General features: G+C 61.4%; 7 protein-coding genes and 3 pseudogenes. 4 read left to right on the top strand and 6 right to left on the bottom strand.

The annotated features are described in order from the left end of the window. Positions 1 to 37 precede the first annotated feature (37 nt). From mscK to ACQKP2_RS16815, 4 genes and pseudogenes are all read right to left on the bottom strand, one after another. A complete protein-coding gene (gene mscK, locus ACQKP2_RS16830; protein ID WP_427577983.1) occupies positions 38 to 3,406 on the bottom strand; it encodes a mechanosensitive channel MscK in 3,369 nt (1,122 codons plus the stop codon). 34 nt (positions 3,407 to 3,440) lie between these two features. Continuing rightward, the gene (locus ACQKP2_RS16825; RefSeq protein ID WP_427577982.1) at positions 3,441 to 5,183 is read right to left on the bottom strand and encodes a potassium/proton antiporter; all 1,743 of its coding nucleotides are present in this window, start codon (positions 5,181 to 5,183) and stop codon (positions 3,441 to 3,443) included. A gap of 588 nt (positions 5,184 to 5,771) precedes the next feature. Next, a pseudogene (locus tag ACQKP2_RS16820) lies at positions 5,772 to 6,371 on the bottom strand (methyl-accepting chemotaxis protein); the annotation flags it as partial. A 303-nt stretch (positions 6,372 to 6,674) separates the two neighbouring features. Further along, positions 6,675 to 7,331, bottom strand: a pseudogene (locus tag ACQKP2_RS16815) (MCP four helix bundle domain-containing protein); the annotation flags it as partial. 339 nt (positions 7,332 to 7,670) lie between these two features. Between ACQKP2_RS16815 and ACQKP2_RS16810 the strand changes: the two are divergent. The 4 genes and pseudogenes from ACQKP2_RS16810 (at position 7,671) to ACQKP2_RS16795 (ending at position 10,235) form a co-directional block, all read left to right on the top strand. After that, positions 7,671 to 7,901, top strand: coding sequence for a hypothetical protein (locus ACQKP2_RS16810; RefSeq protein ID WP_427577981.1), 231 nt, complete (start codon positions 7,671 to 7,673; stop codon positions 7,899 to 7,901). After that, complete coding sequence (locus ACQKP2_RS16805) at positions 7,898 to 8,197, top strand: cell division protein ZapA (RefSeq protein WP_427577980.1); 300 nt, start codon at positions 7,898 to 7,900, stop codon at positions 8,195 to 8,197. Before ACQKP2_RS16810 ends, ACQKP2_RS16805 begins: the two co-directional genes overlap by 4 nt. 100 nt (positions 8,198 to 8,297) lie before the next feature. Next, positions 8,298 to 9,371: pseudogene (locus ACQKP2_RS16800) on the top strand (HAMP domain-containing protein); the annotation flags it as partial. 18 nt (positions 9,372 to 9,389) lie between these two features. Continuing rightward, on the top strand, positions 9,390 to 10,235 hold the full coding sequence (locus ACQKP2_RS16795; RefSeq protein ID WP_427578044.1) for a methyl-accepting chemotaxis protein: 846 nt from the start codon (positions 9,390 to 9,392) through the stop codon (positions 10,233 to 10,235). A 122-nt stretch (positions 10,236 to 10,357) separates the two neighbouring features. Here ACQKP2_RS16795 and ACQKP2_RS16790 read toward each other — a convergent pair whose 3' ends face one another. Then, positions 10,358 to 12,160: an acyl-CoA dehydrogenase gene (locus tag ACQKP2_RS16790; RefSeq protein ID WP_427577979.1), complete on the bottom strand. Its 1,803-nt coding sequence runs from the start codon at positions 12,158 to 12,160 to the stop codon at positions 10,358 to 10,360. 249 nt (positions 12,161 to 12,409) lie between these two features. Continuing rightward, on the bottom strand, positions 12,410 to 14,598 hold a 2,189-nt coding region (locus tag ACQKP2_RS16785; RefSeq protein WP_427577978.1), incomplete at its 5' end, for an L-glutamate gamma-semialdehyde dehydrogenase.

The following is a 14,598-nucleotide window of genomic DNA, read 5'->3' as shown; positions in this document are numbered from 1 at the left end:
AGCAGAATGTCCGAGCATTCTGCTGGGCATTGGCCGGTTAGTCGAGTTTGGCGGCAGGTGGCTCTTGCGCCGGCTTGCCATTGGCCATCGGTTCGATGGTTTTGGTTTCCGTCTCGATGGGCACCATCTTGTATTCCTGGCCGTGGAGGTTCTTGAGGTAAACCTCCATCTGCCGGAACGAAATATTGATGTGCTGCTTCTTGAACTCCCGGTTGATGAAGCGGTTGACCTCATCGATGACCGGGTTACGGTCACCGAGGTCGCGCACATGCATGCGCAACTCGTGGTCGAGGGTGCTTTCGCCGAAGTTCAGGAAGTACACATGTGGTTCGGGCTCCTTGAGCACCCGAGGGTTTTCCCGCGCGGCTTTCAGCAACAGTTCCTTCACCAGGTCCAGGTCCGAGCCGTAGTCGACGCCGAGCTTGAGCGTCACCCGGGTGATGGTGTCGGTCAGCGACCAGTTGATCAGTTGCCCGGTGATGAACGTCTTGTTCGGAACGATGATGTCCTTGCGATCGAAATCGGTGATGGTCGTGGCGCGAATGCGGATCTTGCTCACGGTACCCGACAGGTTGCCGATGGTGATGGTGTCGCCGATCCGCACCGGACGCTCGAACAGGATCATGATGCCGGAGATGAAGTTGGCGAAGATTTCCTGCATGCCGAAGCCCAGGCCCACCGACAGTGCGGCCACCAGCCATTGCAACTTGTCCCAGCTGACGCCGAGTGTCGACAGGGTCGAGACAAAGCCGACGCCGGCAATCACGTAGGACAACAGCGTGGTCGTGGCATAGGCGCTGCCCTGGGCCAGGTCCAGCTTCGACAGCACGAACACTTCCAGCAAGCCCGGCAGGTTACGTGCCAGGGCGAAGGTGATGCCGATGATGATCAGCGCGCCAAGCACGTCGCCGATACTGATCGGCACCATGCTCATATTGGCGCCGGTGCCGCTGGTGTACTCGTAGAGGGTGATGTTGTCCAGGTAAGAGAACACTGTGATCAGGTCGGCCCAGGCCCAGTACAGCGCCGCGATGAAGCCGCCCAGCAGGGCCAGGCGAATCAGGCGCATGGACTGTTCGTTGACTGTCTCAATGTCCATGGCCGGCTCTTCGATCACCGCTTCGCCGTCGCTGGCCTCTTTCGCTGCCTGGCGTTTGGCCAGGGCGCGCTGGTAGGCCAGGCGCCGCGCGGCCACGCTGAGGCCGCGTACGAAGGTGGCTTCGATCACCAGCCAGAACATCAGCAGGTACAGGGTGTTGATCAGACGGTCGCTGAGTTTCAGCGCGGTGTAGTAATAGCCGAAGCACACGGCCACGAAGAGGGCGATCGGCAGGGCGGTGAACAGAATGCCCACGACCTTGCGGAACAGCGACGCGTTTTCGTGGGTCGGGCTGCTGATCAGCAGGCGGCTGAGCAGCCAGGTCATCAGCGCGTAGCAGGTGAGTACCACCGGCATGCCCAGCACGTCATCGGCCAGTGTCGCCGGTTGCAACTCGGCAACCGCCACCACGGCCACCAGCGCCATCACCACCATGCCAAGCCTGCGGACCCAGCCGCGCAGGAATTCGACCTGTGGCTTTTCCCAGCGGAAATGCAGTTCCGCCACGCCACCCGGTGCCAGGATCCGATAGGCGGTGTAGAACACCAGCCAGGCCTGGGCCATTTGCAGCAAGGCTGCGCCCATGTTGGCGTTTTGCCCGCGGGCGTCGATCTGCAATGCCAGGCCGCACAGGGCCAGGCCCAGGGCCACCGGCATCGCCAGCAGGATGTTGATCAGAATCGCCTGTGGCGTGTGCCACTGGCTGTCGCGCTTGAAGTGGCCGATGTCCTGGTGGACCTTGTTCAGGCGGGCATACAGGTGCTTGCGCCGCCACAGCAGGGTGCCGATCAGCAAGGCCAGCGGCAGGAACAGCAGTGGGCGCTGGGTCAGGCCATCGGTGAGTTCACTCAGGCTCGAGGCCCATGGCAGAGAATCGACCTGGCGTTGCAGGCGTTCCGGCACGCTGCGAATCCATTCCATGTCCAGCGGCTTGTTGCTGGGGATCCAGAACATCTGTTCGTCGAGTGTCGCCCGCAGGCTCTGCGCCGTGCTCAGCAATTGTTTCTGATTCAGTTGCAGGGTGATGGATTCATTGAGTACCGCGCTCAATTCGCGGTTCAGGCGCTCCAGCAGGTCGGCGCGAGTGGTGGCCAGTTCCAGCAGGCTCTTGCGCAGTTGCGGGGTGACCTGTTCGGGCGGCTGGGTCGCCAGCAGATTGTCGACGTAGCTGGCCGGGCTGCTGAGCAATTCGCGCTGCTGGCTGACTTCGAATTGATACAGGCGAATGTCCGCAATCTGGTCGGCCAGGTTGCGATCGACGCGCAGGCGCGGCAGGGATTGTTTCTGTTTATAGAGAATCTTGGAGAGCAGCAGGCTGCCCTTGAGCACGTTGATCTGTTCATCCAGGGCCGAATCGCTCTGGGTCACGCTGTCCAGTTGTTGCTTGGTTTGCAGATTCTGCTGGGTGACTTCGTTGAGGCGGTCAGTGCTTTTGAGCAGATAGTCCGAGAGCTTCAGGTTAGCTGCGCTTTCGGTGGCCAGCAGGCTGCTGCCGCCGGCCTTTTGCGCCTCGATAGACTGCTGCGTCACTGTCTCCTGGGACTGGGCCAGGCGTTTCTGGTTGATCAGGTTTTGCAGTTCCTGGATCTCCTGATCCAGTCGGTCGGACTTCTCCGACAGCAAATCGTGTTGGCTGCTGCCCAGGTCTTGCAGTTGGGTATTGCCGGCCAGTTCCTGGCGACGCAGCGGGATCAGGGCGTTCAGCGCCGCGAGTTCGGCATTGAGCTGGTCGCGCTGCTCGGCGCTCAAGGGCTTGCCGCTGTCCCTGCCGGTCTTGAGGATGTTGTTGATCTGCTGGATGCGCGTCTGGCTGCTGGCGATTTCCGCCTGGGCGCGCTCGGGACGGGTTTGCGCGGTGATGATCAGGCTGTTGGCATCGGCCAGGTTCTTTTGCAGATCGCTTTGCTGGGTCGAACGCTCGGTGAGCATCTGCTCAAGTTGCTGGATCGGTTCCTTGGCAAAGCGCTGCGCCATCGGCGTCACGGTACTGGCCTTGAGCCGGGCGAGTTCGCGCTGGTTTTCGACGGTCTGTTTGGGCGCCGTGCTCAGTTGTTGCTTGAGATCGGTGAGCTTCTGCTCGTAATCGCGCTGGTTTTTCAGTTGAGTCAGCGTGTTCTGCAGGACGGTTTGCAGCGCCTTCTGATCGGCTTCCGGCAGTTTGCGATCGGCGATTTTGTCCAGGCTCGCTTGCACGGCTTCGCTGGAGGGCGGTTCGGCCGCTTGCGCCGCTTGCGATAAACCAAGGGTGCTGACAGAAAGACTCAGGCCCATAAGGGCGATGGCGAAAAACGAGCGCAGGTTAGGCATAAAGACCGGTCAAGCAAGTGATAGTGGAAGCAGTTTAGAGGAACAGCCCGGGGCCGGGGCGACTTCCTTCGGGGAATCTGACGCCCACTTTGCCGATCTTGTTCCCGTCCATGACGGCGACGGTCCAGATGGTGTTGTTCCATTCCACCTGGTCGCCGACCACTGGAGCCCCCCCCACTTTCTGGGCAATGAAGCGGCCCAGGGACATGTCCGGATCGATACCTTCGACCTTAAGCCCGTAGAGGGCGGCAACCGCAGCCAGCTGGGCATCTCCTTCGAGTACGAAGTCGCCGAAGAAGCGCAAATCGAGGCCTCGCTGCGGGGCCTGGCTGAACAGTTTTCCGAGGGCCGACAGGTTGTGTTCATGGCCGATCACGCACAGCAAATCATCGGCTTCGAGCACCGTACTACCCGACGGATGGAGCAATTGCTGGCCACGAAACAGGGCGGCGATGCGGGTGCCTTCGGGCATTTTCAGCTCGCGAAGGTGCGAACCGATGCACCATTTTTCGGCGCCGAGGCGATAGACGAACAGCTCCCACTCGCTGGTGACGTGCACTTCCAGGGCGGAGCGGGAGATCGGTGCGGGCTCCGGTGGTACCGTCACTTTCAATAGCTTGGCGACCCACGGCAGGCTCGTGCCCTGTACCAGCAGCGACACCAGCACGATAAAGAAAGCGAGGTTGAAGTACAGCTGGGCGTTGGGCAATCCGGCCATCAGCGGGAACACCGCCAGAATGATCGGCACCGCGCCACGCAAGCCCACCCAGGAAATGAACGCCTTTTCCCGGCCATGGAAGGCCTTGAACGGCAGCAGGCCCGCCACCACGGACAACGGCCGGGCAACCAGAATCATCCACAGCGCCAGGCCAAGGGCAGGCACTGCGATCGGCAGCAGGTCGTGGGGCGTGACCAGCAGGCCCAGCACCAGGAACATGCCGATCTGCGCCAGCCAGGCCATGCCGTCGAGCATGTGCAGGATGCCGTGGCGGCTGCGCACGGGGCGGTTGCCGATCACCAGCCCGCACAGATAGACCGCCAGGAAGCCGCTGCCGTGCAGGGCGTTGGTGAAGGCGAAAACCACCATGCCGCCGGCAATGACCAGAATCGGATAAAGGCCGGTGGCCAGATTGATACGGTTGACCAGCTGCAGCATGAGCCAGCCGCCGCCCAGGCCGATAACTGCACCGATACCGAACTCGCGCAGCAGGTGAGTCAACAGGCTCCAGTGCAGGCCGGTCTGGCCGCTGGCGAGCATGTCGATCAGGGTCACGGTGAGGAACACCGCCATCGGGTCGTTACTGCCCGATTCGATTTCCAGGCTGGCGGTCACCCGTTCGTTCAGGCCTTTACCGCCCAGCAAGGAAAACACCGCGGCGGCGTCGGTAGAGCCGACGATGGCACCGATCAGCAAGCCTTGAATCAGGTTCAGGTTGAACAGCCAGGCGGCGGCCATGCCGGTGAGCCCGGTGGTAATCATCACGCCGACGGTGGCCAGCGACAGCGCCGGCCATAATGCCACGCGGAAACTCGACACCCGGGTGCGCAGGCCGCCGTCCAGCAGGATCACCGCCAACGCCAGGTTGCCGACCAGATAAGCGGTGGGATAGTTATCGAAAATGATGCCGCCACCATCGACACCGGCAGCCATGCCCACGGCCAGGATAATCACCAGAATCGGGATGCCGAGCCGGGAGGACAGAGAACTCACCAGAATGCTTGCACCAACCAGCAACGCGCCGATCAAGAACAGGCTGTTGATGGTCGTCGCATTCAAAGGCAGTACTCCGGAAAACTGAGAGGCGGGCGCAAACTGACCATGCAGTCTGCGTGCCAGCGATTCTAACCTGCCGAAATGCGAGGCTGTCAAAAAAGCTTTTCAATCCTCGCCACCCCTGTAGGAGCGAGCACGCTCGCGAGGGTCGTCAACGACAACGCTGGGCGTCTGATGCCCCGCGGTGTTCTTGCGTTCATCGCGAGCCTGCTCGCTCCTACAGGGAATTGTGCTGCTTCTGTAGGAGCGAGCACGCTCGCGATGGTGGCCAACGATAACGTTGGGCGTCTGATGCCCCGCGGTGTTCTTGCGTGCATCGCGAGCATGCTCGCTCCTACAGGGGAATATGCAGCTTTTGTAGGAGCGAGCACGCTCGCGAGGGTGGTCAACGATAACGCTGGGCGTCTGATGCCCCGCGGTGTTCTTGCGTGCATCGCGAGCATGCTCGCTCCTACAGGGAATTGTGCTGCTTTTGTAGGAGCGAGCACGCTCGCGATGGTGGCCAACGATAACGTTGGGCGTCTGACACCCCGCGGTGTTCTTGCGTGCATCGCGAGCGTGCTCGCTCCTACAGAGGAGGGCGGCGGTAGGTTACAGGCTGAAGCGTCCGACCAGGGTGTTGAGGTCCACAGCCAGGCGCGACAGTTCACTGCTCGCCGCGCTGGTCTGGTTGGCACCGGTGGCCGATTGCACCGACAGATCCCGAATGTTCACCAGGTTGCGGTCCACCTCGCGGGCGACTTGCGCCTGCTCCTCGGCAGCGCTGGCGATCACCAGGTTGCGCTCGTTGATTTCGACAATGGCACTGTTAATGGTGTCCAGCGACATTCCGGCACCGCGGGCGATGTTCAGGGTCGACTCGGCGCGTTCGGTGCTGTTGCGCATCGAATCCACCGCGTGTTCGGTGCCGCTCTGGATGCTGGCGATCATGCGTTCGATTTCGCTGGTCGACTGCTGGGTACGGTGTGCCAGTGCGCGAACTTCGTCCGCTACCACCGCAAAGCCACGGCCGGCCTCACCGGCACGCGCCGCTTCAATGGCCGCGTTCAGGGCCAGCAGGTTGGTCTGGTCGGCCAGGCCGCGAATCACGTCCAGTACCTTGCCGATGTCACGGGATTCGTTGGCCAGGTCACCGATCAGTGTTGCGGTGCCTTGTACGTCGGCGCTCATGCGCTCGATGGCGCTGACGGTCTCCTGAACCAGATCACGGCCATCACCAGCCGACGCAGTGGCGTTTTTCGAGGCTTCGGAGGTGCTGACAGCATTGCGAGCGACTTCTTCCACGGCGCTGGTCATTTCGTTGACGGCGGTGGCGGCCTGTTCGATTTCATTGTTCTGCTGCGTCAGGCCACGGGCGCTTTCGTCGGTAACGCTGTTGAGTTCTTCGGCAGCGGACGCCAGTTGGGTAGCCGAGCCCGAGATTCGTTGCAGGGTGTCACGCAGTTTGTCCTGCATCTTCGACATCGCCAGCAGCAAGCGTCCGGCCTCGTCCTGGCCATCGACCGTGATCGGGCGGGTCAGGTTGCCCTCGGCGATCTGCTCGGCGGCATTCAAGGCATTGGCAATGGGTTTGGTAATGCTGTTGGTGAGTAACCAGGCGAATAGAAGCGTCAGGCCGGTAGCGATCACCAACAGAACGATCACCAGGCTGAACGCCGTATCGTACTGGTCGGCGGCCTGCTGGTCGGTATCGAGGGTTTGCCGGGTGTTGATCTCCAACAGCTTGCTCAGCACGGTGTTGATTGCCTCGGAGTTGCTCAGCAGATCGGTGTTGAGCAGGTTGCGCAGCTCCTCGACCTGATTATTGCGCGACAGGGTCTTCATCCGGTCTTCGATCTGCCGGTACTGCCCCAGCAGTTGCACGTACTGATCGTATGCCGCACGTTCCTGGGGGCCGGCGATCAGTTTTTCGTAAATAGCCTGGGCGGCGTGGATCTGCTGATTGCGCATCTCCAGCAGCTCCATGGTTTTTTGCTGAACATCCGGCTCGCGGTTGACCAGCAGGCGATAGGAAAGCACACGCAGGCGCAGGGTCAGTTGGGTGAAGTCGTCGAGACTCTTGATGCTCGGCACGCTGTTGTTGGTGATGTTCTCGGCAGCGCCGCGAATTTTGCTCATCTGGCTCAGGGCAAACACGCCCAGCACCATCATCAAACCCCCGATCAGGGCAAAACCGAGGAACGCGCGCGGCGCGATGTTCATATTGCGAAGGGACATGGGGTTCACCAAAAGGAGCGCACCTGCGCGGTGCTGAAACGGACGGTACAGGTGACATATCGGTCATGCAGCCGAAGTCTTGAGGTCGTGCGCGTAATTGCCACATGGTCATTGCGACGAAGTGCAGGAACCAGAACAGCCGATCACAGTCTCTAAAGTTCGCGAGAAAGGTCAGTCGTCAGGAAAACCAAGGCCTTGCGCCTGTTTAACCCTGGCATCCACGATGACTTTTCTTTATCGTACGCGCCCTTTGAAAATGCCTGGAAAATCAAAATGTTGGAAGCATCCCTCAGCCAATTGGAACAACTGGTCAGCGACCTCGTGCAGCAGAATCAGACCCTGCTCGGCGCCAATCAAACCCTGAGCGCAGAACTGGCCCAGGCCAAGGATGAAAACGAAAGCCTGCAACTGAGCCTGATGGAACACGAAGAGAAGCAAGGCGCTACCGCAGCGCGCATTCAAGCCCTGGTTGAGCGCGTAAGTGCCGGCCCAGTCAGCGCATGAGTTACGGCGCAGGTGTGAAGGTCGTCTCGATCCTGGGAGAGGACTATTCGATCAAGGCGCCGGCCGGGGAAGAGCAGACCCTGCTGGACGCTGCAATGATGTTGAAGGCTGCGCTGGCTGAAACCAAAAGAAAGTACCCGACACTGATCGGTGACCGACTGCTGGTGCTGGCCGCGATGAATCTGTGTTCCCAGCAGATCGAAATGCAAAAGCAGCACAAGCTCGAACTCGACCGTTACCAAGAGCAAGTCAGCGCCACGGTTGAAGTGATCACCAAGACGATCAATCAGGCCTGATCGCCTTTGCGCACAACCAAAGAATAGATTGTCGATTTAGTTGTATACAATCGGCACGGCTGTTGCAGTGTTTCAGCCTCTTATTCTTTGGGGGTGCTCCATGCAGTTCTGGCGACGCAGTATCCAATGGCAGTTGATCCTGAGCATGGGCACCGCCCTGCTGCTCAGTATTCTGATCGTGGTTGGCATTTATACCCTCGTGGTCAACCGCCTGGCCCAGCGCTATCTGATCGAGCAGGCATTGCCCTCGAGCATCGAAGCGATGCGCAACGACATCGAGCGCATCCTCGTCCAGCCCCTCACCGCCGCCACGGACATCGCCCGCAACAGCATGGTGCGCGACTGGCTGGCCGGGGGTGAAGACAGTGCCCGTGCCGATGCTTTCACCACCTACCTGGAAGGCATCCGCGCCGAACACAAAGCCTTCACGGCGCTGATCATCGGAGCCGCCTCCAATCACTACTACACGGAAAAAGGCCTGGATCGGACCTTGAGCCGTGCCAATCCGAAAGACACCTGGTTCTACTCGTTTCTGGACAGCAGCCAGCCTCGCACCCTGAATATCGATAACGATACGGCCACCGGAGAATTGGCGCTGTTTATCGATATCAAGGTCCAGCAGGCCGGCAAGGTCGTGGGTGTTGCCGGTCTTGGCCTGAGCATGAATGCATTGTCGGAGTTGATTCACAACTTCACCTTCGGCGAGCGCGGCAAGGTCTATCTCGTGCGTTCCGACGGTTTGATCCAGGTGCATCCCGAAGCGCAATTCAGTGGCAAGCGTACGCTGGTCGAGCAGATTGGCACGTCTGCGGCGCAGGCTGTATTGGGTCAAAAAACTGCCACGAGCAGCAATTTTACCCGTGAGGGGGAAGACTATCTGGCATTGAGCCTGCCGTTACGGGATCTCGGCTGGACGCTGGTGGCCGAAGTGCCGCAGTCGCAGATCTACGCCGAGGCCCGACGCGCCTTGTGGATGAGCAGCGGCATTGGCCTGGCGGTGGCACTGGTGTGCCTGTTGCTGGTGGTGCTGCTGGCCCGAGGGCTGGTGCGACCGATTCGTCAGGTAACAGGCGCGCTGGTGGCCATCGGTAGCGGTGGTGGAGATTTGACCCATCGGCTGGATGCCAGCCGTGCCGACGAACTGGGCGACCTGGCGCGTGGCTTCAATCGTTTTCTCGACAGTCAACGCGACATGATCGGCGAGGTGCTGACCACCAGCGAGCGCTTGCGTACGGCTGTCGGTCAGGTGGCGAAAGTCGTGGACAACACCGCCGAACGATCCGGGCGCCAGCAGGAAATGACCGACATGGTCGCGACCGCCGTCCATGAAATGGGCCTGACCGTGCAGGAAATCGCGCAAAACGCCGGCAACGCGGCAGTCGCCTCGCAAACTGCCCGCGATGAGGCAATGCAGGCGCGGGAGGTGGTCGGCGGCTCCATCCGGCATATCGAAAACATGTCCGACGAAATCGGTATCGCAGCCGGTGCCGTGGGTGAACTGGCTCATCAGGTGGCGTCCATCGATCAGGTGCTGGCGGTGATCCGTGGCATTTCCGAGCAGACCAATTTGCTGGCACTCAACGCCGCCATCGAAGCGGCACGAGCCGGGGACATGGGGCGCGGGTTTGCGGTGGTGGCTGACGAAGTGCGCACGTTGGCCCGGCGTACTCAGGCTTCCACCGATGAAATCCAGCAAATGATCGGCAACCTCAAGCAGGGCGCGGAGAATGCGGTGTCGTCGATGCACAGCGGGCAGGCGGCTACCGGTACCGGCGTCGAGTCGAGCCAGCGGACCGGCGCATCGTTGACCGCAATTACTGGACAGGTCGAGCGTATCAGCGACATGAACCACCAGGTCGCGACGGCGACGGAAGAACAGTCGGCCGTGACCGAGGAGATCAACCGCAACGTGCAGGGTATTTCCGACCTGGCGCGGGCGACGGCGGGGGAGGTCAGGGCTTGTCGCGAGGATTGTCTGACTTTGCAGCGCCTGGCCGATGATTTGGCGCGGCAGATGGGTGGATTCAAGCTCGGTTGACTGATCGTTCCCACGCTCTGCGTGGGAATGTAGCCAGGGACGCTCTGCGTTCCAAAGGCGTGACGCAGAGCGTCACAGGAGGCGTTCCCACGCAGAGCGTGGGAACGATCAGAGTGAGGTCATTAGAACCACTCATCCTGCATGGTCAGGCAAACATCGTCCCGAGCTTCAAGAATCGCCAGTTCATGGTGGCGGCCCGGCACTTCCCAAGTCAGGAAATAGCGCGCCGCCTGCAGCTTGCCTTTATAGAAGTTCACGTCCGCCGCATTGCCCCTGGCCAGGCCTTCCTCGGCACGAATGGCCTGCTCCAGCCAACGCCAGCCGATCACCGCGTGACCGAATACTTTCAGGTACAACGCCGAGTTCGCCAGGCTGCTGTTGACCTTGCCCTGAGCCAGGTCGGTCAACAGGCCGATGGTCACGGTTTGCAGGCGCGCCACCAGTTTTTCCAGCGGTTCGCGCAGCGTCGTCAGCGATTCGAAGGCCTGCGCGCGCTCGGCGGTGTCGGCGATCAGGCGAATCAGTTGCTTGAGCCCTGCGCCACCGTTTTGCGCCAGTTTGCGGCCCAGCAGGTCGAGGGACTGAATGCCGTGGGTGCCTTCATGAATCGGATTCAAGCGGTTATCACGGTAGTACTGCTCCACCGGGTATTCGCGGGTGTAGCCGTGGCCGCCGAGAATCTGGATCGCCAGTTCGTTGGCCTTGAGGCAAAACTCCGACGGCCAGGATTTGACGATGGGCGTCAGCAGGTCCAGCAACTCGTGGGCCTGTTTGCGTTCGGTTTCGGTTTCAAGGGTGGTGGTGTCGTCGAACAAGCGTGCGGCGTACAGCCCCAAGTCAAACGAGCCTTCGACGTACGCTTTCTGGGTCAGCAGCATGCGCTTGACGTCGGCGTGCTCAATGATCGCCACCGGCGCAGTGTTCGGGTCCTTGCTGTCCGGCACACGACCCTGAGGACGCTCGCGAGCATATTCCAGCGAGTACAGGTAGCCGGCGTAACCGAGCATCACCGCGCCCATGCCGACGCCGATTCGTGCTTCGTTCATCATCTGGAACATGTAGCTCAAACCATGGTGTGGCTTGCCTACCAGATAGCCGACGCAGTCCCCGTTGTCACCGAAGTTCAGCGCAGTAGAGGTGGTGCCGCGCCAGCCCATCTTGTGGAACAGACCAGCCAGCAGCACATCGTTGCGCTTGCCGAGGCTGCCGTCATCGTTGACCAGGAACTTGGGCACGATAAACAGCGAAATGCCTTTCACCCCGGCCGGTGCATCCGGCAACTTGGCCAGGACCATGTGCACGATGTTTTCCGACAGCGGGTGATCGCCCCCGGAGATGAAGATTTTGTTGCCCTTGAGTCGATAGGTGCCGTCGGGCGCGGGTTCGGCGCGGGTACGGATATCCGACAAGGATGAACCTGCGTGAGGTTCGGTCAACGCCATGGTGCCGAAGAAGCGGCCGTCGATCATCGGTTGCAGGAAGCGGCGCTTCTGCTCGTCGGTGCCGAAGCTTTCGATCAGGTTCGCCGCGCCCATGGTCAGGAAGGGATATGAAGTCGATGCGGCGTTGGCGGATTGGAAGTGCGCGAAGCAGGCCTGGGACAGCAAGGTTGGCAGTTGCATGCCACCGGCGTCGAAACTGCGCGCGGCATTGAGGAAACCGGCTTCGAGGAAAGCATCCACCGCCGGTTTCACCTCCGGAATCAGAACGGCCTGACCGTCCTCGTAGCGCGGCTCGTTTTCGTCACCCTTGCGGTTGTGCGGGGCGAAGAACTTTTCGGCAATGCTGCGGGCGGTGCCGAGGGCGGCATCGAAGGTTTCGCGATTGTGCTCGGCAAAGCGCTCACGCCGGGTCAGGCCCTCGGCATCAAGGACTTCATACAGCTCGAAAGCCAGGTTGCGGGAACTGAGCAGCGTCTCGGACATGGCGGCCTACCTTTTGTTGGAATGGGCCGAGTCTAGGCTTGCTGATAAAAGCTGAACAGGAAGATTGATGAGCGTGATGGAGAGGCAGAACGAGGCGAGGGGAAGATCGTTCCCACGCTCTGCGTGGGAATGCCTCAGGGGACGCTCCGCGTTCCAGTCTCGATGCCGATTTCCTGTCTGGCATCAATGGGACGCGGAGCGTCCCGGCTGCATTCCCACGCGGAGCGTGGGAACGATCAGGGGGGAGGCTTAGCCGATGGTCATCAGGCTGGCGTTACCGCCGGCCGCAGCGGTGTTGACGCTCAACGCACGCTCGATCACCAGGCGTTCCAGCGCAATGTTGGTTTCCCCTTGGGACAAGCCCTGGATACCGACGATGGCACCGGCACGCTTGGCCACCTGCTGGCAGACTGCGCGCAGTTGATCGGACAGGCCGTGATGCAGCACGGCATCAAACACCACCTCGTCCTTGTTCCAATCGGCAACCCGTTTGATACGAGCCTGAATGTCCTTCGGCAAGCGGGCGAACAATGCCTTGCTGATGTCGGATTCCGGCCATACCGCAGAACCACCGACGGCCAGTACCGCCGCCAGTTGCGTCAGCAGGTCGCCTTCGACTTCCGCCAGGCACAGCACATGCTCGCGCGGCAGGATGGCATAGCTGTTGCGCTCGCCGGTCGGGCCGGCCAGCAGGCGGGTGATACCGCTTTGCGATTGCGCGGCGAACTGCGTGCACAGGGCGCTCAGGTCGGCGAGCTTGTTGCCGTCGGCCCAGGTTTTCAGGGTGGTCAACGGTTTGCTCATCGCTTCGCGCAGACGTACGTCCGGTGCTGCGCCAGCGTCGGTGCGGGCGAAGGATTGCTCGATCGCATCGACCGGGCGAGTCGACAGCAGGCGGTACAGGTACAGCGGACCACCGGCCTTCGGCCCGGTACCGGACAAGCCTTCACCACCGAACGGCTGCACACCGACCACGGCGCCGACGATGTTGCGGTTGACGTACACGTTACCGGCGTTGACGGAGTCGATCACCTTGGCAATGGTCTCGTCGATGCGGGTGTGAACGCCCAGCGTCAGGCCATAGCCGGAAGCGTTGATCTGGCCGATCAGTTGGTCGATGTCCTTGCGCTTGTAGCGAACCACGTGCAGCACCGGGCCGAAGATCTCCCGCTGCAATTCGTCGAAGCTTTCCAGTTCGATCAGGGTCGGCATCACGAAGGTGCCGCGTTTGACTTCCTCGGCATCGGCGATGGCCACCTGGTACACGCTGCGACCTTTGTCACGCATGGCCTGGATGTGCTTCTCGATGCCGGCCTTGGCTTCGGCGTCGATCACCGGGCCAATGTCCACGCTCAGGCGCTCGGGGTTGCCGAGACGGCTTTCAGCCATGGCGCCCTTGAGCATTTCGATGACTCGGTCGGCGGAATCTTCCTGCAGGCACAGGACGCGCAGGGCCGAGCAGCGCTGACCGGCGCTGTCGAAGGCCGACGATACGACGTCGATGACCACTTGTTCGGTCAGTGCCGAGGAGTCGACGATCATCGCGTTCTGGCCACCGGTTTCGGCGATCAGTGGAATCGGACGACCCTGGCTGTCCAGGCGGCCGGCGATGTTGCGTTGCAGCAGGCGCGCGACTTCGGTGGAACCGGTGAACATCACGCCTTTGACGCGCTCATCACCCACCAGACCGGCACCCACGGTTTCACCACGACCCGGCAGCAGTTGCAGCACGCCTTGCGGAATCCCGGCTTCGAGCAGCAGGCGCACGGCCTGGGCGGCGACCAACGGGGTCTGTTCCGCCGGTTTGGCCAGTACCGGGTTACCGGCTGCCAGTGCAGCGGCGACCTGGCCACTGAAAATGGCCAGCGGGAAGTTCCACGGGCTGATGCACACCACCGGGCCCAATGGGCGATGGGCGTCATTGGTGAAGTCGTTGCGCGCCTGCACCGCGTAGTAGCGCAGGAAATCCACGGCTTCACGCACTTCGGCGATGGCGTTGGCGAAGGTCTTGCCGGCTTCGCGGGCCAGCAGGCCCATCAGCGGCTGGATCTCGCCTTCCATCAAGTCGGCGGCACGCTCCAGGATCGCGGCGCGTTCGGCGGGCGGGGTGGCCTGCCAGATCGGCGCGGCGTTCAGGGCGCACTGAATGGCGTTGTCGACGTCTTCGACAGTGGCCTCCTGCACATGACCGACCACATCGCGCAGGTCCGCAGGGTTCAGGCGACGGCCTTCCGGCACCACGGCAATGCTCTTGCGCATGATCTGCGAGGAGTCCTGGCCGACCAGTTCCTCACCCATGTAACGGACACTGCCGCTGTAGGCGCGTGGCGAGCCGCACAGGGTCATCAGCAACGTGGACTTGCCAGCGCCGTTGGCACCGATCAGGGTCACGATCTCGCCCTGGCGAACTTCGACGTTGACGCTGTGCAGGGCCTGGA

Source organism: Pseudomonas sp. NPDC089569 (assembly GCF_050280625.1).
Taxonomy (GTDB): domain Bacteria; phylum Pseudomonadota; class Gammaproteobacteria; order Pseudomonadales; family Pseudomonadaceae; genus Aquipseudomonas.
Note: the sequence above shows the minus strand (reverse complement) of the source record. Positions and strands in the feature narration are given on the sequence as shown.

Coding starts and splice junctions, on each gene's coding strand:
- mscK (WP_427577983.1), bottom strand. CDS start 3,406: ATGCCTAACCTGCGCTCGTTTTTCGCCATCGCCCTTATGGGCCTGAGT.
- ACQKP2_RS16790 (WP_427577979.1), bottom strand. CDS start 12,160: ATGTCCGAGACGCTGCTCAGTTCCCGCAACCTGGCTTTCGAGCTGTAT.
- ACQKP2_RS16805 (WP_427577980.1), top strand. CDS start 7,898: ATGAGTTACGGCGCAGGTGTGAAGGTCGTCTCGATCCTGGGAGAGGAC.
- ACQKP2_RS16810 (WP_427577981.1), top strand. CDS start 7,671: ATGTTGGAAGCATCCCTCAGCCAATTGGAACAACTGGTCAGCGACCTC.
- ACQKP2_RS16795 (WP_427578044.1), top strand. CDS start 9,390: ATGATCGGCGAGGTGCTGACCACCAGCGAGCGCTTGCGTACGGCTGTC.